General features: G+C 74.1%; 18 protein-coding genes. 8 read left to right on the top strand and 10 right to left on the bottom strand.

The genetic code is table 11. The annotated features are described in order from the left end of the window. From ACY34I_RS30765 to ACY34I_RS30745, 5 genes are all read left to right on the top strand, one after another. The coding region (locus ACY34I_RS30765) for a glycosyltransferase family 4 protein (protein WP_462758571.1) at positions 1-797 on the top strand (797 nt) is incomplete at its 5' end. Positions 798-968: 171 nt separating this feature from the next. Beyond that, a complete protein-coding gene (locus ACY34I_RS30760) occupies positions 969-1,625 on the top strand; it encodes a response regulator transcription factor (RefSeq protein ID WP_148799329.1) in 657 nt (218 codons plus the stop codon). 109 nt (positions 1,626-1,734) lie between these two features. Beyond that, complete coding sequence (locus ACY34I_RS30755; RefSeq protein WP_462758568.1) at positions 1,735-3,831, top strand: M14 family zinc carboxypeptidase; 2,097 nt, start codon at positions 1,735-1,737, stop codon at positions 3,829-3,831. Positions 3,832-4,092: 261 nt separating this feature from the next. Continuing rightward, a complete protein-coding gene (locus ACY34I_RS30750) occupies positions 4,093-4,608 on the top strand; it encodes a fasciclin domain-containing protein (protein ID WP_462758566.1) in 516 nt (171 codons plus the stop codon). 95 nt (positions 4,609-4,703) lie between these two features. Continuing rightward, complete coding sequence (locus ACY34I_RS30745) at positions 4,704-7,526, top strand: M14 family zinc carboxypeptidase (protein WP_462758565.1); 2,823 nt, start codon at positions 4,704-4,706, stop codon at positions 7,524-7,526. Positions 7,527-7,595: 69 nt separating this feature from the next. On the opposite strand, the gene ACY34I_RS30740 is transcribed toward ACY34I_RS30745, so the two are convergent. From ACY34I_RS30740 to ACY34I_RS30725, 4 genes are all read right to left on the bottom strand, one after another. Next, positions 7,596-8,879: a citrate synthase gene (locus ACY34I_RS30740; protein ID WP_148799321.1), complete on the bottom strand. Its 1,284-nt coding sequence runs from the start codon at positions 8,877-8,879 to the stop codon at positions 7,596-7,598. A 198-nt stretch (positions 8,880-9,077) separates the two neighbouring features. Beyond that, complete coding sequence (locus ACY34I_RS30735; protein WP_462758562.1) at positions 9,078-11,123, bottom strand: sulfatase-like hydrolase/transferase; 2,046 nt, start codon at positions 11,121-11,123, stop codon at positions 9,078-9,080. Next, the gene (locus tag ACY34I_RS30730; RefSeq protein WP_462758560.1) at positions 11,116-12,531 is read right to left on the bottom strand and encodes a class I SAM-dependent methyltransferase; all 1,416 of its coding nucleotides are present in this window, start codon (positions 12,529-12,531) and stop codon (positions 11,116-11,118) included. The genes ACY34I_RS30735 and ACY34I_RS30730 overlap by 8 nt, the downstream gene beginning before the upstream one ends. Before the next feature lie 5 nt (positions 12,532-12,536). Continuing rightward, a complete protein-coding gene (locus ACY34I_RS30725; RefSeq protein WP_167402629.1) occupies positions 12,537-12,686 on the bottom strand; it encodes a hypothetical protein in 150 nt (49 codons plus the stop codon). Positions 12,687-12,866: 180 nt separating this feature from the next. Here ACY34I_RS30725 and ACY34I_RS30720 point away from each other — a divergent pair, with 180 nt between their 5' ends. Beyond that, positions 12,867-13,265: a VOC family protein gene (locus ACY34I_RS30720; protein WP_462758558.1), complete on the top strand. Its 399-nt coding sequence runs from the start codon at positions 12,867-12,869 to the stop codon at positions 13,263-13,265. A gap of 30 nt (positions 13,266-13,295) precedes the next feature. Here ACY34I_RS30720 and ACY34I_RS30715 read toward each other — a convergent pair whose 3' ends face one another. From ACY34I_RS30715 to ACY34I_RS30695, 5 genes are all read right to left on the bottom strand, one after another. Then, positions 13,296-14,093: a helix-turn-helix domain-containing protein gene (locus ACY34I_RS30715; RefSeq protein ID WP_462758556.1), complete on the bottom strand. Its 798-nt coding sequence runs from the start codon at positions 14,091-14,093 to the stop codon at positions 13,296-13,298. A gap of 111 nt (positions 14,094-14,204) precedes the next feature. Further along, positions 14,205-15,434: a glycosyltransferase gene (locus ACY34I_RS30710; RefSeq protein WP_462758554.1), complete on the bottom strand. Its 1,230-nt coding sequence runs from the start codon at positions 15,432-15,434 to the stop codon at positions 14,205-14,207. A 2-nt stretch (positions 15,435-15,436) separates the two neighbouring features. After that, positions 15,437-17,680 carry an ArnT family glycosyltransferase gene (locus ACY34I_RS30705; RefSeq protein ID WP_462758552.1) on the bottom strand — a complete coding sequence of 748 codons (2,244 nt, stop codon included), beginning with the start codon at positions 17,678-17,680 and terminating at the stop codon, positions 15,437-15,439. Between the two features lie 45 nt (positions 17,681-17,725). Further along, the gene (locus ACY34I_RS30700) at positions 17,726-19,228 is read right to left on the bottom strand and encodes a sensor histidine kinase (RefSeq protein ID WP_462758550.1); all 1,503 of its coding nucleotides are present in this window, start codon (positions 19,226-19,228) and stop codon (positions 17,726-17,728) included. Then, on the bottom strand, positions 19,206-19,952 hold the full coding sequence (locus ACY34I_RS30695) for a response regulator transcription factor (protein WP_462758548.1): 747 nt from the start codon (positions 19,950-19,952) through the stop codon (positions 19,206-19,208). Before ACY34I_RS30695 ends, ACY34I_RS30700 begins: the two co-directional genes overlap by 23 nt. Positions 19,953-20,118: 166 nt before the next feature. On the opposite strand from ACY34I_RS30695, the gene ACY34I_RS30690 reads away from it, so the two are divergent. Beyond that, positions 20,119-20,940 (top strand): FAD:protein FMN transferase, encoded by an 822-nt coding sequence (locus ACY34I_RS30690; protein WP_462758546.1) that lies wholly within the window; start codon positions 20,119-20,121, stop codon positions 20,938-20,940. Between the two features lie 21 nt (positions 20,941-20,961). Here the strand turns inward: ACY34I_RS30690 and ACY34I_RS30685 are convergent, their stop codons facing one another. Beyond that, a complete protein-coding gene (locus tag ACY34I_RS30685; RefSeq protein WP_148799305.1) occupies positions 20,962-21,195 on the bottom strand; it encodes a hypothetical protein in 234 nt (77 codons plus the stop codon). A 162-nt stretch (positions 21,196-21,357) separates the two neighbouring features. Between ACY34I_RS30685 and ACY34I_RS30680 the strand changes: the two genes are divergently transcribed. Beyond that, the gene (locus ACY34I_RS30680) at positions 21,358-22,314 is read left to right on the top strand and encodes a serine/threonine-protein kinase (RefSeq protein ID WP_462758544.1); all 957 of its coding nucleotides are present in this window, start codon (positions 21,358-21,360) and stop codon (positions 22,312-22,314) included. The last annotated feature ends 15 nt before the right edge of the window (positions 22,315-22,329 follow it).

The raw sequence follows: 22,329 nt of genomic DNA, 5'->3' as shown, positions 1-22,329 counted from the left end.
TCTGCTCCGGCTACATGCGCGACGAGGTGGGCGCCCTGTTCGGCGTGCCGACCGGGCGGGTCGACGTGGTGCCCAACGGCGTCGAGCCGCACCGCTGGCACGTTCCGGCGGCCGCGGTCGCCGCCGCCCGGGCCCGCTTCGCCGGGGACGGCCCCCTGGTCACCTTCGCCGGCCGGCTGGTCTACGAGAAGGGGGTGCAGCACCTGCTCGCGGGGCTGCCCCGGCTGCGCGAGCGGCACCCCGGGCTCCGCGCGGTCATCGTCGGCGACGGGCCCTATCGGGCCACCCTGGCGGCCGAGGTGCAGCGGCTCGACCTGGGTGACACGGTGAGCATGCCGGGCTTCCTCGGCGGCGCCGACCTGCCCGCGGTGATGGCCGCCGCGGACTGCTTCGCGGTGCCGAGCATCTACGAGCCGTTCGGCATGGTCGCGCTGGAGGGGGCGGCGGCCGGCGCGCCCCTCGCGGTGTCGCGGACCGGCGGGCTGGCGGAGATCGTCGAACCGGGCGTGACCGGGATGACCTTCGCCCCGCAGGACCCGGACGGGCTGACCGAGGCGGTGCACGCGCTGCTCGCCGACCCGGAGCACGCCCGGGCCCTCGCCCGCCGCGCCCGCGCCATGGTCCACGAGCAGTACGGCTGGTCGGCCATCGCGTCCCGCACCGCCGCCACGTACGCGGCCGCCATCGCGGGCGACACCGCGTTCACCGCCGAGCGGGCCGAGCAGCGGATGGCCCGCGGCCGGGCACTGCCGCCGCTGCCGGAGGGCAACCTGCTGGCCGCCGCCGGGCTGCGCTGAGGCGTACCCCGTGGGCGGGCGACCGTGGGTCGCCCGCCCGACGGCGAGGATCACCGGGATGGGTCGAGGCACGTCATCATGCGGTCACGATCTTCCGTCCGGGCTGGTCACGGCCGGTGCCCATCGGACAGACTCGCGTGGACCTGTCGGGACGAGGTCCGAGGAGACGCGGTGCGGGTGCTTCTGGTCGAAGACGACCTGCGAGTCGCGTCCGCGCTGGCCGCGGCGCTGCGCCGGCGGGGTTACACGGTCATCACGGCCACCACCGCGGCGGAAGCCGCCGCAGCCGGACCCGTCGATCTCATCCTGCTCGACCTCAACCTGCCCGACCGCGACGGCCTGGAGTTGTGCCGGCAGATCCGCCGGCGCAACGAGGACGTCGCCCTCATCGCGGTGACCGCCCGCTCCGAGGAGCGGGACCGGGTGGCGGGGCTGCGGGCAGGTGCCGACGACTACGTCGTGAAGCCGTTCTCGATGGCGGAGCTGCAGGCCCGGATCGAGGCGGTGATGCGCCGGACGGCCCGCGCCACCCGGGTAGAGACGACGCTGGAGGTGGGCGACCTGCGGGTCGACCTGAACGCCCGGCGGGTCTGGCTCTCCGATCGGGAGGTCAGCCTGACCCGCAAGGAGTTCGAGCTGCTGATGGCGTTGGCCCGGCAGGCGGGCACGGTGGTGCCCCGGGACCGGCTGCTGATGGACGTCTGGCAGACCACCTGGAACTCCGGGCACACCCTCGACGTCCACGTCGCGGCCCTGCGCGGCAAGCTCGACGACGCCGGCCTGGTGGAGACCGTCCGCGGGGTGGGCTACCGGCTCCGGTCAGGTTAGCTCGACCAATCCTCAGATCATCCTCAAGAATTCCCGCGCCGTCTACCGCGACCGGCGTGGTTGGCGTGTGCTGTGCCGACCGTGTCATCCCACCTGTTCTGGAGCTTCCATGAGAGACAGACGGACGACGGCGATTCTCTCCGTCCTGCTCGCCGCGAGCCTCGCGGCGATCACCGGGCCCACGCCCGCATACGCTGCCGAACCCAACCAGGTTCAAGGCCTCACCGTCGCGCAGGGCGACGGCTACGCCACCCTCGCCTGGACGCCGGTCGAGGGCGCCACCGACTACCAGATCGAGCGCACCCCGGTCGCCGCTGACGACACGGCCACCGGCCCCGCCGTGGTCACCGGCGTGTGGCGGCCGAACCGCCAGATCAACAACTCCTCGCCGACCTTCGCCGACGCGGGGTTCAACCCGGGCACCCGGTTCCAGTGGCGGGTACGCGCCCGCTTCGGGACCGACGCGCAGCCGTACTCGGCGCCGGTGGCCGGCACCACCTCGGCGCCGTGGGGCGACCCGAACGTGCCGGGCGAGAACCTGCGGACCCAGTGGGAGACCACGCTCGCGGCGCAGTACACCAGCGACGTCAACGAGTACGCCTACACCGCGGCGATCGACGAGCTGAGCGACCGCGTCCGGGTGACCGAGATCGGCAAGACCGCCCTCGGCCGGCCGATCAACATGTTCGTCATCGGCTACCCCACGCCGCCGGCCACCCCGGAGGCGGTGGCGGCCACCTCGCCGCTGATGGTCAACTGCAACGTGCACGGCAACGAGCCCGGCGACCGTGAGGGCTGCCTGATCATGGCGCGGAAGCTGGCCTTCAGCAATGACGCCCGGACGATCGACCTGCTGTCGCACACCACCGTCCTCATCGTCCCGACCATCAACGGCGACGGCCGGGCGGCGAACACCCGGGGCAACTCCACCGGGCAGGACCTGAACCGCGACTACTCGCTGATCCGCCAGCCGGAGACGTTCGCGCTGGTCAACATGCTGCGCCAGTACCGCCCGATCGCCGGCTACGACGGGCACGAGTTCGGCAACTCCAGCGCCGGCGACCTGCCGATGCTGCCGCCGCGGCACCAGAACGTGCCCCAGTCGATCTTCGACGAGTCGCAGCACATGATCGAGGGCCACATGTACACCCAGGGCGCCAAGGACGGCTGGTGGCCGTGCCCGTACGGGTGTAACGGCGGCGGCAACGTGGGCCTGAGCGAGGAGACGATCCTGCGCAACACGCTGGGCCTCAAGAACGTCGTCAACTCCCTGCTCGAGCTGCGCAGCTCCGGCGGCACCACCCGGCCGGACGAGGGCAACACGGCGAACAACCGGCGCCGCAAGACCTACTCCGCGATGTGGACCTTCAACCAGTTCCTCGACTACCACCGGGCGAACCTGAAGGAGATCACCACGGCGCGGGCCGACGCGATCACCTTCCAGGTCTCGAACACCGGCCGGATCGTCTTCCGGGGTTCCCGCCCGATCCCGGCGCACCCGGCGCCGCACCCGGGTGAGGCCCCGCCGCCGCTCGACGCGCCGCGCGACGGCCAGATCCTGGACAACGTGCCGTGCGCGTACAAGCTCACCGAGGAGCAGTACCACGGGGAGCGCACCGACGGCCCGGCCGGCCAGCGCACCACCGTGGCCCAGCGCCTCGCCGCGCACGGCCACAAGGTGGTCAAGGTCGCCGACGGGTACGTGGTCCCGCTGGCCCAGCCGGAGCGGGGACTGATCCCGCTGCTGCTCGACGGGCAGGCGGTGGAGAAGCTGGTGGACGGCGAGCGGGTGTACCCGACCCTGACCGGTAAGCACGACGGTCAGCTGGTGGTCTCCGGGGTGGCCTGCCTGCGGGACGCCACGGTGACCGGCCCGGTCCGGGTCCGGCCGGGCGGGACGCTGATCGCGACCGGCTCGTCGATCACCGGCCCGGTGGACGCCAGCGGCGCGGCCGGGGTCTTCCTGACCGACACCGCCGTGGAGGGTCCGGTCCGGGTCGCCCAGACCAGCGGCCCGGTGGTGGTCGTCGACACCAAGGTCACCGGCCCGGTCGAGGTGTCGGGCAACCGCGGCGAGGCGCCTCTGGTGGCGGCCAACACCGTGACCGGCCCGCTGAGCTGCGGCGGCAACACCCAGGCACCGGTCAACCTCGGGCTGAGCAACTCCGTGGAGGGCCCGAAGAGCGGCCAGTGCGCGAGCCTCTGACCCGTTGATCGTCGTACCGGCAGGCCCGGCCTCCCGGGCCTGCCGGTACGACCCGATTCCCCGGAGAACGTCGTGGACCAGCCCGTCATCCGCCCGCGATCCCGATCCCTTCCCCGGCTCCGGTGGCCGGCCGGCCGGCGACGGAGGGCCGCGCTCGCCGCGGCCGCCCTGTCCCTGGTGCTCGCCGGCACAGGTTGCTCCGGTGCCGGCACCGGTTCACCGGCGGCCGACGGAGCCGCCGCACCGAAGGCGGCGCCCGTCGTGCACGGCCCCCTGTGCGACCTGCTGCCCTCCGGCAGCGATCCGGGCAACCCCACCGCCCTCACCGGCCAGCCGCCCGAGGCGGCGCTGCAGTGGCTTCCCGTCCTCACCACGTTCGAGGCGGCGGTGCGGGCGTCCGGGATGGCCGCCGACCTGGACGAGGGGTCGGGGCTGACCATCCTGGCCCCGACCGACGACGCCTTCGCGGCCAAGTTCTCCGAGGACAACCTGGACCAGCTGTTCCTCACCGACAAGGACAAGCTCCGCGGCCTGCTCCGCGAACACCTCGTCGCCGGCTCGCTCACGCTGTCCGACATGGTGGCCGCCGGCGGGGTCACCACCCTCGCCGGCACCAAACTGACGGTCAGCGGGGGCGGGGAAACGGCCCGCCTGGCCGGCCAGGCCGACACGGTCTGTGCCGACTACCAGGCGGCCAACGCCCGGATCCACATCATCAACCGGGTGCTCGGCAACCTGCCCACCACCGCCACCGAGGGCGGGCACCGCGCGCACTGACCGGCACGAGCTGCACCTTGACCGCAGGAAACCCAGATCGTAGGGTTTCGATCCACTCAGTTGATCTCCCCCAATCAGCGAAGAGAGGCATTCCGATGCGCCTGTCGAAGCGTCCCCCCGGGGCGGTCCCCACGAGAAGAACGGCCGGCGTCGCCACGGCGCTGCTGCTGGCCGGCCTGACGCCCTTGCTCGGTGGCGTCCCGGCCGGCGCCGCCCCCACGCCCCCCAACTGCAGCACCGACCCGACCGCTCGGCTGTCCACCGTGCCCAGCCCGGAGTCCGCGCTGGGCTTCCCGCTGGGCACCGGCCAGGAGCGGGTCGTCACCAACGACGAGGTCCGCGGCTACCTGAAGGCCGTCGACGACGCCTCCGACCGGGTGGTCACCGGCGTCATGGCGACCAGCGTGCTCGGCCAACCACTGCCGTACGCGATCGTCTCCAACGAGCGGCACGTCCAGCAGGGCGCCCTGCAGCAGATCGCCAGGGACATCCGCGACCTTCGGGACCCGCGCCGCACCACGGCGAAGAAGGCCGCCGAAACCGCGACCGACCGCCCGGCCATCGTCTGGGTGACCGCGAACGTGCACGGCGGCGAGAAGAGCGGCACGGACGCCGCCCTCAAGACGCTGTACGAGCTGGCCTCCGGCCTGTCCTGCGCGGTCGCGGAGCGGAACGACAACCTGGTCACCGTCATCGTGCCGACGCAGAACCCGGACGGCCGCGACGCCAGCCGGCGGCAGAACGAGTACGGCTTCGACATGAACCGGGACTGGTTCGCCCGCACCCAGCAGGAGACCGACGGCAAGATCGAACTGCTGCGGCAGTATCCGCCGCAGGTCTTCATCGACGCCCACGAGATGGGCGGCCGGCAGTACTTCTTCCCGCCGAACGCCGACCCGATCCACCACGAGATCTCCAGCGAGAACGTCGACTGGATCAACCGGATCGGCGAGGCCAACAAGGCCGGCTTCGGGTTCAACGGCGCCTGCGGCGAGACCGTCACCACCGAGTGCTACTTCAACTACGCGCGGTACGACCTGTTCTACATGGGGTACGGCGACACCGTCCCGGCCGCCGGCTTCGGCGCCGCCGGCATGACCTTCGAAAAGGGCAGCGCGTCGGCGGTGGCCGACCGGGTCCAGCAGCAGTTCCACACCCAGTGGTCGACCCTCGGCTGGGCCGCCGCGAACAAGCACGAGGTGCTGAGCGGCTACTTCAAGATCTGGACGGACGCGCTCGCCGAGGGCAAGGCCGGCACGCTGGAGCCCAACGAGGTCGTCCAGCCGACCAACACCGTCCAGTTCCCGGTGCCGGACGTCAAAATCCGCTCGTACTTCCTGCTCCCCGACCGCCAGCTCGGCGACGTACGCCAGCTGGTCGAGCGGCTGCGCCGGATGGACGTCGAGGTGTACGAGGTGACCAAGCCGACCACGGTGCCCAGCGCGCGGATTCCCGGCGGTCGCGCCGCGACCGACGTCACGGTGCCCGTGGGCGCGTACTGGATCCCGATGGACCAGCCGCAGAAGCACTGGATCCAGGCGATCATGGGCGAGGACGCGTACGTGCCGTTCCCGTACTTCTACGACGTGTCGGCCTGGAGCAACCCACTGCTGATGGGTGTGGACACCATCTACACCGGCGACGACGTCCGGCCCCAGGCCCAGCTCGTCCGTGGGATCTCGGGCGGCAAGACCGCGGCGGCCGGGGCGAAGGGCTCGTACGCCTACCCGCTGGACTCAGCGGCGGCGGCCGAGCTCACCTTCCGGCTGCTCGGCCAGGGCGTGCCGCTGGTCCGTGACCTCGAGACCAGCGTGGTGGGCTTCCCGGCGAAGAGCCTCACCCCGGAGCTCGACCAGCTCGCCCGGTCGCTCGGGGTGACCCTGAACCCGCATGACGCGGCGGCCAGCGGGACCCCGGTGAACCTGCCGGAGGTCGGACTGTTCCAGGGCACCGGCATCTCCACCACCTCCGGCTCGCACGGCGAGGCCCGGTACGTGCTGGGCAAGCGGTGGGGCCTGGACCTGAAGCCGGTGACCACCGCCGACATCAACGACAACACCCCGGCGTTCACCGGGCGCACCGTGCTGCTCGTGCCGGACGGCAGCAGCCCGACCGGCGGGCTCACCGCTGCCGGGCAGGCCAACCTGCGGAACTGGATCGCCCAGGGCCACACCTACATCGGGTTGCGGAACGAGGGCACCCGGATGGCCCGGGCCGCCGGGCTGACCTCGACCACGGAGAAGGCGAAGCCGGGCGGCTACCAGGTGCCCGGCTCGCAACTGCGGGTCGACGTCGATCACGACAGCCCGGTCGCGCTGGGCCGCCCGGCGGAGGACTTCGCGTTCAACAACGAGGACTCGATCCTGAACCCGAGCAGCACCGGCACCAACGTGCTCAGCTACCCGTCCGACAACACCTTCTGGTCGAACGGCTACAGCGTGGGCAGCGACGCGCTGAAGGGGACGGTCGCGCTGGTGGACGAGCCGACCGGCGCCGGCCGGGCGGTGCTGTTCGCGTTCAACCCGCTCTTCCGGGCGTACACCGAGAACGCGCAGCACCTGGTGGCCAACGCGCTGCTCTACCCGTCGGGCGCGGGCGCGGCGCCGAACCGCGCCGCCCTGAGCCGCACGACCGGGATCGACCCGGCCCGGGCGGCCGCCGCGGCGGCGCCGGTGGCGGATGACCTGGGTGGCGAGTGGCGGCCGATCAGCGTCGAGGTGGCGGCCGGTGACCGCGACCGCGCCGCGGCGATCGTCGCCCGGTACACCGACACCGCCCGGGTCTCGGTGGTGGACGGGTCGGCCTACCTGGTGATCCCGAACCGGGACGGCCTGCAGGCCGACGAGCACCCGTTCCTGCGGGACATGGTGCAGGCCCTCCGGGACGCGCAGATCCCGCTGCGCTCCCTGGTGGCCTGACGCACCAGCCGATACGGCGAAGGCCGCCGACCCCCACGGGGTCGGCGGCCTTCGCCGTCAGGACCGGGCTCAGCGCTCCGCGACGGGTACGTAGTCCCGCTTCGGGTAGCCGGTGTAGATCTGGCGCGGACGGCCGATCTTGGTCTCCGGGTCGTTGATCATCTCGCGCCACTGGGCGATCCAGCCGGGCAGCCGGCCCAGGGCGAAGAGCACCGTGAACATCTTGGTCGGGAAGCCCATGGCCTTGTAGATCAGGCCGGTGTAGAAGTCCACGTTCGGGTAGAGCCGGCGGGAGACGAAGAAGTCGTCCGCCAGGGCGATCTCCTCCAGCTGCACCGCGAGGTCCAGCAGCGGGTCCGGCTTGGCCATCCGGCCGAGCACGTCCTGGGCGGCCTTCTTCACGATCGCGGCGCGCGGGTCGTAGTTCTTGTAGACCCGGTGGCCGAAGCCCATCAGCTTCACGCCGTCCTGCTTGTCCTTCACCTTCTGCACGAAGGAGCGGACGTCGCCGCCGTCGGCCTGGATCCGCTGGAGCATCTCCAGCACGGCCTGGTTGGCGCCGCCGTGCAGCGGGCCGAAGAGGGCGTTCACGCCGGCCGAGACCGAGGCGAAGAGGTTGGCGTTGCTGGAGCCGACCAGCCGCACGGTCGAGGTGGAGCAGTTCTGCTCGTGGTCGGCGTGCAGGATGAAGAGCATGTCCAGCACCCGGGCCACCACCGGGTCGACCTCGTACGACTCGGCCGGCACGCCGAAGGTCATCCGCAGGAAGTTCTCGACGTAGCCCAGCGAGTTGTCCGGGTACAGCAGCGGCTGGCCGATCGACTTCTTGTACGCGTACGAGGCGATGGTGGGGACCTTCGCCATCAGCCGCACCGTGGACATCTCCACGTGCTCGGAGTCGAACGGGTCCAGGCTGTCCTGGTAGAAGGTCGAGATGGCGCTGACCGCCGAGGAGAGCACGGCCATCGGGTGCGCGTCGCGCGGGAAGCCGTCGAAGAAGCGGCGCATCTCCTCGTGCAGCAGCGAGTGCCGCCGGATCCGCTCGCTGAACTCGGTGAGCTGCTGCGGGGTCGGCAGCTCGCCGTAGATCAGCAGGTACGAGACCTCCAGGAAGGAGGAGTTCTCGGCCAGCTGCTCGATCGGGTAGCCCCGGTAGCGCAGGATGCCCGCGTCACCGTCGATGTAGGTGATCGCGGACGAGCAGGACGCGGTGTTGACGAACCCGGGATCGTAGGTGGTCATCCCGGTTTCCTTGAGCAGGTTACCCACCCGGATGCCGGCGGGGCCCTCGACCGCGGACTGCACCGGCATCGACAGCTGCCCACCGGGGTGGTCGAGCTTGACTTCCGTCATCTGTTCCTCGCTTCGCCGGCAAGATCTTCGTTGAATTGCCTTCGCTTTTACCGTAATCGCGGTGCGGAGGACACCGCTCGCCGTGGTTCTTCGGTGAGGTATGCGTCACGCGATTCCCGACTTGCCGGCTGGGAAACCCCATGGAAGCGCGACCACCCCGGCCGTGGGCCGGGGCGGTCGGCGGGTCATGGTGGCGGGTCAGGACAGGGTGAGCCGGCGCAGCGAGCCGTCCGTGCCCACCCGGTAGATGTCCAGGCGGTTGGCCCCGGCGGCGAAGAGCCGGTCGTCGGGCAGCAGCGCCGCGAACCGCCGGCCGCCCTTGTCCGGTGGGACGACCGGCACCACGGCGCCGATGGTGCCGTTGACCGCCACCGCGAGCTTCGTCCCGTCTGGCACCGAGGCGGGCAGGGTGCCCCACACCAGGGCGGGCAGATCGCCGGTCGCCGGGTCGACGGCGCGGAACGCGGCGAGGTTCGCCACCGTGGCCGTACCGCCGGCGGGCTTGTTGCCGGGCCGGGTGCCCACCAGCCGGTCCGGGGCCGGCGTGGCGGGCGGCGAGGGCACCCCGCCGGTGATCGGCACCGGTTCCCCGGGCCGGTCGTAGAAGCGCTTGTCGGCTCCCGTCCGGGCGGCCTGCTTCGCCGAGCGGCCGTCCATCCGCCAGGGGATCCGCACGTGGGTCTCGTCGGCGATGGTGGGCAGCAGGTCGACGTGCTGCCAGTTCCGGTCGTCGATCCGGCCGTCCCGCTGGCCGGGCTCCTTGAGGAACATCGGCACCCAGGCGACCTGGTCGGCGGCGTGGTTGATGGCGTCCATCCCGCGGCCCTGCCAGTCACGTAGGAAGCTCACCCCGTGGTCGGCGGTGACCAGGACGAGGGCCTTGTCGTAGAGGCCGGTGGCCCGCAACGTCCGCAGCGTCTCGCCGATCAGCCGGTCGGTGTAGCCGAGCTGGGCCAGGTGACGCTGGCGGGCCAGGTCCACCCAGCCGGCGCCGTCGTTGGGCAGGTCCTCCGGCGCGGCGTACCGGGCCCCGGACGGCAGGTACGCCCACGGCGCGTGCGGCATCAGCAGGTGCAGGAAGTGCAGGGTGGGCCGGGACGTGGGGCGCAGCCCGGCGAGGAAGCTGGTGAACCGGGCCGGTTGGTTGGCGTTGAGCGCGTCCCAGCGGAACTTCGGGTCGGCCGGGACCGGCTCGGCGGCGTCCAGCCCCGCCTCGGCCCGGGTCAGCTCCCGGTACGACGTCTCGGGGTCGACCCGGATGTCCACCGGCGCGGTGACCTGCCGCAGCAGCTTGCCGCTCTCCCGGACCAGCACGCCCAGACCCTGCGGCGGGGTGGCCGGCTGCTCGCAGCGACTGGGCGGGCAGAGCCGGGTGATGCTCTCCTCCGCCCTGATCTCGTACAGCCCGCCGAGGGCGGTAAACAGGTTGTCCGGGTACTGCGAATAGTGCGGGGCGACCGACTGGGCCGGGTAGCGACCGGTCAGCATGGCCGGCAGCGCGTACGGGGTCCAGCCACTGACCCCGGTGGCGTTGCGGTACCAGGTGGAGCCGGCGGCCAGCTCGGCGAAGTTCGGATAGCGGATGGCATCGATCCGCCCGTCCGGTCCGAGCAGCGAGACCAGGGGCAGCTCGTCCAGGACGATCATGACCACCGGCGGGTGGACCCCCGCGCCGGCCACCCCGGTGGCACCCGTGTGGCCGCGGGGCAGCACCACCGCCGAGGCCGGCGAGGCGAAGAGGAAGAGACCGACGAAGACCGCCGGCCCGACGGCGGCCACCCGCAGCACCCGCGCCGGCGCCCGCCACCGGCGGTGCGCGGCCGCCCCGGCGGCGCCGGCCACGGCCGCCGCCAGCAGCAGCGGTACGCCGCGCAGCGGTGTGGTGTGCCGCCCGACCTGGACGGCGAGGGCGGCCAGCAGCAGCCCCACCACGAGGGTGTGCACGACCGCCCGGGTGACCCGCCCGGCGCACAGGCTGACCGCGCCGAGCAGGGCGAGCGGCACGGTCGGCGCGATCGCGATCAGGCCCACCAGGAGCAGGACGTCCGCCGGGGAGGCGCGGTGGAAGAGGAAGAAGTCGGGGCTGCGCCCCAGCACGTCCAGCAGCGGCTGGGTGACCACCAGCCCGACCAGCGCCGCCACCTCCAGCAGCCGGCCCAGCTCGCCCCGCCACACCCGCCGGCTCCCGGTCGGCGCCGGGGCGACCGGGCGCACCTCGGGTGGTACGAGGGTCTGCTCAGCCATGCACCACCACCTGGTAGAGCGTGCGGGTGCCGGACGGCAGCTCGGCCTGGCGGACGATCCGCCCGCGCGCCGCGAGCAGCGGCTCGAACGCCGCCCGCCGGTAGTCGGGAAAGAGCCCGTCCGGCTTGTTGGCCAGCAGCCGGCGGGCCATCGGGTCCTCGGGGTGGACGAACTCCACGACCAGGCTGCCGCCGGGCGCGGTCAGCGCCACGAACTGGTCCAGCACCTCGGCCAGCGGCACGTTCCGGCCGATCGCCAGGTGGTGCACCACCGCCAGCGCGAGCACCAGGTCGGCCCGTGCCCGGTCGCCGAAGGCCGCCCGCTCGACGCCGCGCCAGCCCCCGCCGGGCGACGGGTCGGCCAGGTCCATCACCAGCGGCACGATGCGCGGCTCCCCGGCGGCCCGCAGGGCGCGGTAGAGCCCGTCGGCCACCACCGGGTCCTGCTCGACCGCGACCACGTAGCCGGCCTGCCGGGCGGCGATCCGGGCGTACCGGCCGTCGTTGGCGCCCAGGTCGAGGACGAGCCCGGGCGCGGCGGCGGCCACCGCCTGGTCGACGAACTGCTCCTTGGCCTGCCGGTCCGGCACCGAGTACGCGCAGGTGCGCTGGTAGTCCGACCAGTAGCTCTCCCCCGGCCGGTGGTCCAGCCGGCGGACCAGCTTCTCCAGTCCGCGTACGGTGGCCAGGGCCAGCTCCCGGGAGTAGCCGGCGGCCCGCAGCTGGGCGCGGACGTCGGCGGTGCTGGCGCGGGCGTTGCGGGCCTGCATCGCGCCGTGCAGGTGGACGTGGGTGAGCACCCCGGGCCGCCAGCGCCGGGTCCCGCCGAAGAGCCGCCGCATCTGATCCGGCTCGATGCCGTCGATCCGGGCCCGCAGCCAGGGCTGGAAATCGATCCCGAGGTGGGCCTGGAGCAGCAGGGGGTAGAGCAGGGTCTGGCAGAACTGCCGGTACCCGGCCCAGGGCTCCCCGTCGCGGGCCGGCTCGAACGAGCCGACGTCGATGAAGACCGGCGTGGCGCCCCGCCACTGGAGGTTGTACGCCGAGCCGTCCTTGGTGGTGAAGCCGTCGGCCAGCGCCATCCGCAGGACGTCCAGATGCAGCAGGGCGGCGTCGCGCAGCATGCCGTACGTCCACTCGTACGGGTGGGAGACGAACGGGATGCGCTCGTGCCGGAGCACCGCCGCCCAGGGCAGCTCCGCCGGGGTCGGGGTCAGCTCCTCGGTGCCGCAGACCTTGCCCGCGGCGAGCAGGTCGCGGAAGAAGTCGGCGGCGGCCAGCGCCCGCCAGTCGCCGGCGGAGCCTTCGTCGAGCCCGCGCAGCACTTCGCCGTTGCGGTGGAAGACCCGGTTGCCGGGGTCGCGGAAGGACCCCGGCTCGGCCTGGACGCCGGTGTCGGAGAAGGCCACGCCGGTCAGCCCCGGTCGGTGGGCTGCCGGCGGAACCGGGCCACCAACCGGCGCCAGTAGAGCTTGGCGGCAACCGCCGCGCCGGCCACCCCACCGACCACCGCCTGCACGATCAGGCTGCCGGATCCCGCATCCAGGTAGGCCAGGTGCGTCACGGCTGCCCCCTTCCCTCGCCGTTGATGGAGGCCAGCCCGGTAAAGGGGCTTTCGGCCTTTTAGCCGGACTTGTCCCTCACCGTACGCCGCCAAGGCGATCCGTGTCGGGCACACCCGCCACTCGACCCACGTCCGTTCCGTTCAAGACATCCCGGCCCGCCCGCCCCTACCGTGGCGGCCATGACACCGCATTTCGATCTGATCGGCATGGTCGTCACCGACATGGGCCGCACGCTCGACTTCTACCGCCAGCTGGGCCTGGCGATCCCGCCCGGCGCGGAACGGGAACCGCACGTGGAGATCACCCTCGACAACGGGGTCCGGCTGGCCTGGGACACGGTCGACACGGTGCGCACCTTCGACCTGGGCTTCACCCCGGCCACCGGCAGTCCCCGGATGGGCCTGGCCTTCCGCTGCGCCGATCCGGCCGAGGTCGACCGCTGGTACGCGGAGCTGACCGCCGCCGGCCACCACGGCCACCTGCCGCCCTGGGACGCCTTCTGGGGCCAGCGGTACGCGGTGCTGCACGACCCGGACGGCAACGGCGTCGACCTGTTCGCCCCGCTCAAGGACGACTGACCTCGGGACGCGGACCGGCGGGGCGGACGGTCAGGCGCGGCGGCCCGGCAGCAGGTGGGTCGGGGGCACCCCGGCGAACTCCTTCACCTCGCGGGTGAGGTGGGCCTGGTCGGCGTACCCGGCCCGGGCGGCGACCTCGGCCAGCGGGGTACCGGCCCGGGCCAGGTCGAGGGCCCGGCGCATCCGCAGAATGCGGGCGAGGGTCTTCGGGCCGTACCCGAAGAGGGCCTGGCTGCGCCGGTGCAGCGCCCGCCCGCCGAGGCCGACCTCGGCGGCGGTGGCCGCCACCGTGGCGCCGGCCGCCAGCCGGGCGGCGACCCGCGTACCGAGCGGGTCCGGCCCGCCGGCGGCGCGCAGCCGCGCCATCGCGACCGACTCCAGCACCGCGGCCACCGGCTCGGCCCAGCCCGGCCACTCCGGCGCGACGGCCGACGCGGCGAGTGGGGCCGATGTGCCCGCACCTGCGGCGCGGGCGGGCCGCCGCGGGCCGGCCTCGACGGCCGCCGCCAGCCGGTCGGTCAGCTCGGCGGCCGCCCGGCCCCACAGGTCGGCGAGCGGGACGCGTCGGTCCCGCAGTTCGTCGGCGGGGACGCCGAGGACGGCGGGACCGGTGCCGGGCGGCAGCCGCAGCCCGACCCACCGCTCATCGGGCCCGCTGACGGAGAGGTGGGCGGTCCGATCAGGACCGGCGACCAGCAGCCCGGCCCGGCTGGACCAGAGCAGATCCAGGCACCCGTCCGGCAGCACCCGGGTCGGCCCGAGCCCGGCGGCGACGCTCTCCCACACCACCGCCCCCCGCAACCCCGCCACCACCCGCTCCCGATACATCCCTTCACCCTGCCACGCCCCCACCGACCCCCGCTGATCATGAAGTTGTTGCCCGACCGCCCGGCGTGTCGGGACAACAACTTCATGATCAACGAGGTGGGCGCGGGCGGGTCAGGGGCGGCGGTGGTGCATGGCCAGGCGGAGCAGGAGGAAGCGCAGCGCGGTGGCGACCAGGTTCGCGGCGACGAGCACGGCCAGTTCCAGCGGGCGGGGTGGGCTGGTCACGGCGGCGTGCAGGACCGCCAGGGAGCCGCTGGTCAGGGCCAGGCCGAGGGCGAAGGCGAGCAGTCCCTGGAGGTGGTGCCGGCCGGCGTGCCGGCGGCCCGTGACGCCGAACGTGAGCCGCCGGTTGGCGGCCGTGTTGGCCACCGCGGTGAGCAGCAGCGCCAGCAGGTTCGCCGGCTGCGCCCCCAGCGAGCCTCGGGCCAGCACGAACAGCAGCAGGTACGCGAGCGTGCTGGCCACCCCGACCGCGGCGAACCGGGCGAGCTGCCGGGGCAGCCCGACCGGCACCTGCGCCGGCGGCGACTGCAGGGGCGCCCGGCCGAGCTGCGTGCGCAGCTCCGCCAGTGGCAGCGCGCCGGTGACCAGCGCCCGACCCAGCCGCCCGATACCGCGCAGGTCCGCCAGCACGGTGGCCCGGATGTCCACCCGGCTGTCCGGGTCGTCCACCCAGTCCACCGGCACCTCGTGGATGCGCAGGCCGGCCCGCTGCGCCAGGACCAGCAGCTCAGTGTCGAAGAACCAGCCGGTGTCCTGGACCAGCGGCAGCAGCCGGGCGGCCACGTCGGCGCGGATCGCCTTGAACCCGCACTGCGCGTCGGAGAAGCGCGCCGCGAGGGTGCCCCGCAGCAGCAGGTTGTAGCCGCGGGAGATCACCTCCCGCTTGGCGCCCCGGACCACCCGGCTGGTCCGGGCCAGCCGGGTGCCGATGGCCAGGTCGGAGTGGCCGGAGATGAGCGGCGCCACCAGCGGCAGCAGCGCCGCCAGGTCGGTGGAGAGGTCCACGTCCATGTACGCCAGCACCGGCGCCGGGGAGGCGGACCAGGCCGCCCGCAGCGCCCGGCCCCGCCCCTTGGCGTCGAGGTGCAGCACGCTCACCTCGGACAGCTCCGCGGCGAGTGCCTGGGCCACCGCGAGGGTGCCGTCGACGCTGGCGTTGTCGGCCACCGTGATCCGGAACGGGTACGGGAAGTGCGCGGTGAGGTGGGCGTGCAGCCGCCGGACGCACGGCCCGAGGTCGGCCTCCTCGTTGTAGACGGGGACCACCACGTCCAGCACCGCTGTCGGCGTCGTCGGCCGGGCCTGCACCGCGGCCCGGGGTTCGCTCGTCCAGGTCATGGTCAGCCCTGCTTTCCGCTGCTCAGGTCGTACAGCGAGACCCCGTCGACGGTCTTGGCGGTGAAGTGCTCGGCGACCCAGGTGGCGATCTCCTGGGACGCGTTGCTGCCGCCGTTCGCCCGGAACCCGCCGCCGCCGATGAAGTAGTGGATCTTTCCCGTGGCGACGTACTCCTGGAACTGGGCGAGGGTCGGGGACGGGTCGCTGCCGTTGAAGCCGCCGATCGGCATCACCGGCCTGTGGGTGGCCAGCTGGTAGCCGGAGGCGTTGTTCGAGCCGACGGTGGCGGCCACCCAGGTGTAGTGGTCCGCGTCGGCGGTCAGCAGCGCGGTCAGCTCCGCGCTCGGCTCGCGGGCGTCGAGCAGCCCGCCCATCCCGCCGCCGGTCCGCTGCGACCGCCCGTCGCCGCCGGGGAACGCGCCGCCGGGGAACTGCCCTGCCCCGCCGTCCCGGCCGGTGCCGTTCTGGCCGGCCGCGCCGTTCGAGCCGGTGCCGTCCTGGCCGGTTCCGCCGGTCTGGCCGCCGGGCAGGGTCCCGTTCGGGCCGCCCGGGAAGGCCGGGAACTGACCCTGGCCGCCAGGGAAGCCGCCGCCGCCGTTCGGGGCGCCGGGGAACTCCATGCCCGCGGGCATCCGGCCGCCGGGGAACCCGCCGCGCCCCGGGCCGAAGCCACCCTGCACGAACGGCCCGGCGCTGGGAATCGAGCCGGTGTGCGGCGTCGCGGCGGTCTGCAGCGCGTACGCCGCCGGGCCGGCGAGGGCGGCCAGCGCGCCGAGCGCCAGCACCACCGGGGCCACCCGGCGCGGCAGCCGGCCAGCCAGGAGCAGCAGCGCGGCGGCGGCCAGGCCGACCACCAGCACGGCGGGGCGCAGCCACGGGTACCCGTCGGCGCTGCGGGCCAGCAGGTGCCACGACCACCAGGCGCTGACCGCGAGGGCGACCGCGAGCGCGGCGCTCGCCGCCCGGGCGCGGCGCCGGTCCGGGGCGGTCCGGGCCCGCCACAGCAGGGTCACGCCGATGCCGACCAGGGCGCCGACCGCCGGGGCCAGGGCCACCGTGTAGTACGCGTGGAAGATCCCGGACATGAAGCTGAAGATCAGCCCGGTGACCAGTAGCCAGCCGCCCCAGAGCAGCAGCCCGGCCCGGGTCCGGTCGGTCCGCGCCGCCCGCCCGGCCAGCACCAGCCCGGCGACCAGCAGGATCAGCGCGGCCGGCAGCAGCCAGGAGATCTGCCCACCGACCTCGGTGTCGAACATCCGCAGCCAGCCGGTCTGGCCGGAGAACGGTCCCCCGCCACCGCCGCCCATCCGGCCGCCGCCGACGCTGCCCTCCTCGTTTCCGGTGATCCGGCCGAGACCGTTGTAGCCGAGGGTGAGCTCCAGGATGCTGTTGTGCTGCGACCCGCCGATGTAGGGGCGGGCGCTCGCCGGCACCAGTTCCACGACGGCCACCCACCAGCCGGCGGATACCACCACGGCCAGCCCGGACAGCAGCAGCTGGCGGATCCGCCGCCCGACGCCGGTCGGCGCAGCCAGCAGGTAGACGCCGGCGAAGACCGGGATCACCAGGAACGCCTGGAGCATCTTGGTGAGGAAACCGAGCCCGACCAGCACGCCGGTCAGCGCGATCCACCGGGTGCTCGCCGTCTCGACCGCGCGAACGGTCGCGTACGCGGCGGCGACCAGCAGGAACACCAGCAGCGCGTCCGGGTTGTTGAACCGGAACATTAGGGTGGCCACCGGGGTGACCGCGAGCACCGCGCCGGCGAGCAGACCGGCGGCCGGGCCGTACCAGCGGCGGACGGCGGCGTACAGCACACCGACCGTGGCCACCCCGAGCAGCGCCTGCGGCACCAGGATCGACCAGCTGCTCAGCCCGAAGACCCGGACGGAGAGCGCCATCAGCCACAGCGAGGCAGGGGTCTTGTCGACGGTAATCGAGTTGGCCGCGTCGGAGGATCCGTAGAAGAAGGCCTGCCAGCTCTCCGAACCGGCCTGCACGGCGGCCGAGTAGAACGCGTTGCCCCAGCCGGAGGCGCCCAGCCCCCACAGATAGAGCAGGGCGGTGGCCAGCAGGAGCCCGACCAGGGCCGGTCGCGCCCAACGCGGGTCACGGCGGGGCGGCGCGGGCGGCGCGGATGCCGCCGCCGTCCGGACCGGATCGGGGGCGGGCACGGAAGCGGGCGCGGCGGCCGGATCGGCCGACCCGGCCGCGGGCGCGGTCAGCAGGCTCTCTGTTCTGTCCATGCCGGCCAGCCTCCGGCGGGCCGCTGGTCCGGCCCCATGAACGACCTATGCGTCGGCTGTGGAATCCGGCAGCCGCACCGTGAAGGCGGTACGGCCGGGACGACTGCTCACGTCGACCCGGCCGTGGTGGGCCTCCACCACGGCGGCCACGATGGCCAGGCCGAGACCGGTGCTGCCGTGCGCCCGGGAGCGGGAGCTGTCGCCGCGGGCGAAGCGCTCGAAGACCTCCGGCTGGAGGTCGGCGGGGATGCCGGGACCGTCGTCGGTGACGCTGAGTTCGACACCGTCGGCGACCGCCGTGAGGCGGGCGGTCACGGTGGTGCCCGGCGGGGTGTGCACCCGCGCGTTGGCGAGCAGGTTGGCCACCACCTGGTGCAGCCGGTGGGCGTCCCCGGTGACCGTCACCGGCTCGTCCGGCAGGTCGAGCTGCCAGCGGTGGTCGGGGCCGGCCACGTGCGCGTCGCTGACCGCGTTCACCACGAGCGCGGTGAGGTCCACCGGCTCGGCCGCGAGGGGCCGGCCGGAGTCCAGCCGGGCGAGCAGCAGCAGGTCGTCGACGAGGCTGGTCATCCGGGTGCTCTCCGACTCCACCCGGCGCAGCGCGTGCGCCACGTCCGGCGGCACCTCGTCCCGGCCGCGCCGGGCCACCTCCGCGTACCCCCGGATCGCCGCCAGGGGGGTGCGCAGCTCGTGGCTGGCGTCGGCGACGAACTGGCGTACCCGGGTCTCGCTGGCCTGGCGGGCGGCGAGCGCGGCGGCGACGTGGCCGAGCATCCGGTTGAGCGCGCCGCCCACCTGCCCCACCTCGGTCCGCGGGTCGGTGTCGGCCGCCGGCACCCGGACCGACAGCGCCACCTCGCCGCGATCCAGCGGCAGCTCGGTGACCCGGGTGGCGGTGGCGGCGACCCGGTTCAGCGGGCGCAACGTGGCCCGGACGATCAGCGCGCCGAGGCCCCCGGCGATGATCAGACCCGCGCCGATCACGCCGGCCTGGGCGATGGCCATCCACATGACCGTCTCCTCGACCTCGGCGAGCGGGATGGCGACGGCCTGCACGTCACCGTTGGCCATCCGGTGCGCCGCCGCGCGAAAGTCCCCTCGGTCGCCGAGCTCGACAGTGCGCGGCTGGGCGTCTGTCGGCAGCGCGACGAGTGCGGTGACGTCGGTGGCGGACAGCGGCTCCACGCCCCCCGACTCGCCTCGGGCGTTCGCGATCGGCACTCCGTCGGTGGTCCGCATCGCGATCGAGCCGGTGGGAAAGCCGGGCGGCGGCTCCGGCCGCTGGGCGCCGGGGCCGGGTCGCCGCGAATCGCCGGGCTGCCGGAACCAGGGCGGCAGGTCGCCAGAGCGCCGATCGTTCATGGTGAGCTGGTCGTCGACCTGGTTCACGAGGAAGTGCCGCAGGGCGACCGTGGTCAGCCCGCCGATGCCGACACTGACCAGCGCGAGCAGCGCCACCACGGAGAGCACCAGGCGGCGGCGCAGCGACCAGCCGGCGAACCAGCGACGCAGCCGCCCGGCCAGGTCACTCCGCCGGCTTGAGGACATAGCCGGCACCCCGCAGCGTGTGGATCATCGGCTCGCGGCCCGCGTCGATCTTCTTTCGCAGGTACGAGATGTACAGCTCGACCACGTTGGCCTGGCCGCCGAAGTCGTAGTTCCAGACCCGGTCGAGGATCTGCGCCTTGCTCAGCACCCGGCGCGGGTTGCGCATCAGGTAGCGCAGCAGCTCGAACTCGGTGGCGGTGAGGGTGATCAGGTCGCCGGCGCGGCGTACCTCGTGGCTGTCCTCGTCCAGGCTGAGGTCGCCGACGGTGAGCACGGCCTCCTCGCGGGCGGCGACCGCGAACCCGGAGCGGCGCAGCAGGGCACGCAGTCGGGCGATCACCTCCTCCAGGCTGAACGGCTTGGTGACGTAGTCGTCCCCGCCGACGGTGAGCCCGGCGATCCGCTCCTCCACCGCGTCCCGAGCGGTGAGGAAGAGCACCGGCACGCTCGGGCTCTCCTCGCGCAGCCGGCGCAGCACCTGGAAGCCGTCCAGGTCGGGGAGCATGACGTCGAGCACCACCACGTCGGGCTTGACCTGCCGGGCGGTGCTGATCGCGGCCGTCCCGTTGCCGGCGGTAGCCACCTCCCAGCCCTCATAGCGCAGGGCCATCGTGAGCAGATCCGTCAGCGTCGGCTCGTCGTCGACCACCAGGACGCGCACCGGTTCGCCGTCCGGTCGGCGCAGCTCGATCCGGCCCCGCATGGTCTGCCCGTCCATCCCCATGCCCCCATCGTGGGCCGCCCCGCTGTGCCGCGCCTGTCCCGATCCTGTGTACCAGCTGTGGGGCCGGCCACGGCGTCACCGCGCGGGCGCGAGGGCAGCCGGGACGCACAGCGGGACCACAGGTGCGCCCCACGTCGTCTCCAGGCGGCGCCGGCACGCTACCCCCATGGGCGGGAACGGGACCTTCGAGGTGCGCTGGTGGTGGCGGGCCCGGGCGGTGCGGGTGGCGGTGACCGACCGTCGGACGCTGCCGGCGGCCCGGCGCGCGGTGGCCCGCCGGCTGGCCGGGCTGCGCGCCGCCGATCTGGAGCTGGCCCGGGCGCACCGGGCCGCCGGCCGACCGGCGCCGGTCGGCCCGCTGCTGCGCGAGATGGTGGCGGTGGCGCTGGGGGCGGCGGAGGCGAGCGGCGGCGCGGTGGACCCGACCGTCGGCACGGCGCGGCTGCGCGGCACGGCGGGACCGCTGCCGGCGTGCGGCTCCGGGTGGGGCCGGGTCGGCCGGACCGCCGACTGGCGAGCGGTGTCGCTGCGGGGTGAGCTGCTGGCGGTGCCGCCGCCGCTCTGGCTGGACCTGGGCGGTACGGGCACCGCGTACCTGGTGCAGCGGTGCGCCGAGCATGTGGCCGCGCGGCAGGGCACCGGGGTGCTGGTCGCCGTCGGCTCCCGGCTGGCGGTGGCCGGGCCGGCGCCGGCCGGTGGCTGGCGGGTGGCGCAGGGTCCGCTGACGCTGACCGACGGCGCGCTGGTCACGGCCGACGTGCTGCGCCCGGACGGCGGCGGGGTACGCGACCCGCGTACCGGGGACGGGCCGCCCTCGCCGTGGGCTGCCGTGACCGTCGCCGCGCCCGACGCGGCGCGGGCGGCGATGCTGGCGGTGGCGGCGCTGGTGCACGGCGCGCACGGCCCGGAATGGCTCGCCGGCCAGGGCGTACCCGCCTGGCCGCGGGCCCGGCCGGCGGATCTTCCCCAGCCGGCCGCCCGGTGGTGACGGCACCCGGCCCGAGCCCGCTCACTCGGTGGCGCCGAACGGCTCGGTGCGCACGTACCGCATCGTCCAGGTGCCCCAGCCGTCCCGGTGGTCCCGCTCGTAGAGGTGGTCGGTCTCGTCGCCGGGCGGGGCGCTCGCCTCGCCGGGGTGCCGCATGATCCACCGCCGCGGCGGCTCCCCGTCCGGCTCGGCCGGCAGCTCCCGGACGAGGTCGTGGGCGGGCCCGCCGACGAACCGCACGCGCACCAGAGCCACCCCGCCCCTCCGTTTCCCGCCGGCCCGACCCTCTGCCGGGGACGCTACCCGCGCCGCCCGGCCCGGCGCGCGAACCCCGGCGGTTTGCCCTGCTCGGGGCCCGGGTACCGCGACCCGCATGACCCGGGGCGCCCGGGGCCGGACGAGGGCGAGGAGAGGCCGATGCGGACGCTGGGCGGGCGGTACGAGCTCGAACAGCGCGTCGGCGTCGGCGGCATGTCGGAGGTCTGGCGGGCGCACGACCTGGTGCTGGACCGGACCGTGGCGGTGAAGCTGATCTCTCCAGGGCTGGACGACGAGGCCACGTCGGTCGAGCGGATCCGGGCCGAGGCGCGCTCCGCGGCCCGCCTCGTCCACCCGAACGTGGCCAGCGTGCACGACTTCGGCACCGCCGACGCCCCGGGCGGGTGCGAGCTGCCGTACATCGTGATGGAGCTGGCCGAGGGCGAGACGCTCGCCGCGCACCTGCGCGGCGGCCCGTTGGACTGGCGGATCGGGGTCCGGGTGTGCGCCGAGGTGAGCGCCGCGCTGGCCGCCGCGCACGCGCAAAGCATCGTGCACCGGGACGTGAAGCCGGCAAACGTGATCCTCACTCCGGCGGGGGTGAAGGTGCTGGACTTCGGCATCGCCACTCCGGCCGGCACCCCCGACGAGACCCCGGACGGCATCGTGATCGGCACGCCCGCGTACCTGGCGCCCGAGCAGCTGGACCGGCAGCCGGCCACCCCCGCGGCCGACATGTACGCCCTCGGCGTGCTCCTCTACTACTGCCTGACCGGCCGGCTGCCGTACGCCGCGAACAGCACCACCGAGTACCTGGGCAGCCGCCGGCGGCAGGCGCCGGAGCCGCTGCCGGAGATCGAGGGCCTGCCGCCGGAGGTCGCCGACCTCTGCCACCGGTGCCTGTCCGAGGATCCGGCCCGGCGCCCGACCAGCCTGATGGCCGCGCTGCTGCTGGCCGAGGCGGTCGACGCCCGGGTGTACGTGCCGATGATGCAGCCGGCCGCGCCCCGGCAGCGGCCCGGCCCGGTGTCCCCGTGGACCGAGCAGGCCGCCGCCGCGTCGACCGAGGCGGTGGGCCTCGACGAGTTGACCTGGACGAGCCGTACGCCCTGTTGACGCCGCCGCTCGGCA

Source organism: Micromonospora sp. RTBAU3-60 (assembly GCF_054963695.1).
This window is presented reverse-complemented; position numbering and strand designations above follow the sequence as displayed.